The sequence below is a fragment of the Halorubrum sp. Atlit-26R genome, assembly GCF_003666015.1.
Taxonomy (GTDB): domain Archaea; phylum Halobacteriota; class Halobacteria; order Halobacteriales; family Haloferacaceae; genus Halorubrum.
This window is the reverse complement of sequence record NZ_QPLT01000211.1, coordinates 1-730: the sequence shown is the minus strand read 5'-3', so window position 1 is coordinate 730 and position 730 is coordinate 1. Positions and strand designations below refer to the sequence as shown.

Here is a 730-nt window from a genome sequence, read left to right as displayed (position 1 = left end):
TCTCAACAGCGATCGACAGTGCTCTTGATCAACTCTCAATTCCAAAAGTGAGTAATTATTTCTAGTATCTACTATAGGATACCACGTTCCATATCGACGTTTCGCTTCACCCATCGTTTTGTCCGGTCATTATGGGGAACTGGCATCAAGTATCGACTGTTGTTCTCCTCGAACGCGCAAATCACGTCCCCAGTAGCAAACTCCCGATCAGCATAGACGCACTTGGGAGAGACGTGGCGGTTCGTTATTGACAGGAGTTTCCGAACAACGTCACCTACGATGTATGATTTCTCTTTCGACCCTGGGTATGCATCATTCGGAGTGTACTCCGGGTTCCCAACGGGGAGCGTCCCAACAACCATGTGGACACCCTCACCGACTAGTGTAGCCGTAGCAAACTGGTGACACCAATCGTAGTCGATATGATCGGGTGTTCCTTGCACCCAATCGAGTTCATCACGGTCACCATAGTACGCGATGTACGTCATGTCGATTGCCAAGAACACTGGGTCCGGGAACTCTGCTTTCGGCTTAATACGGGATAGGATCCGGTGTGCGGCGTTGTTCACCATTGTGGTAATCCCCTCAACTGTGAGCTGGTGAATCGCATTCAGCAGCGTCTCCCCGCGCATCCCATCTACATAGAACGGATCATCCGGATGGATATCCTTCTCCTCCGCGAGCGCATCACCGTACACATCTGCACCGTCATTCGCAGCAGTCCCCTCCA

1 pseudogene is annotated in these 730 nt (G+C 51.4%); it reads right to left on the bottom strand.

Annotated features, from left to right (window positions below):
• Positions 1 to 71: 71 nt before the first annotated feature.
• Positions 72 to 730: pseudogene (locus tag DVK07_RS22950) on the bottom strand (transposase); the annotation flags it as partial.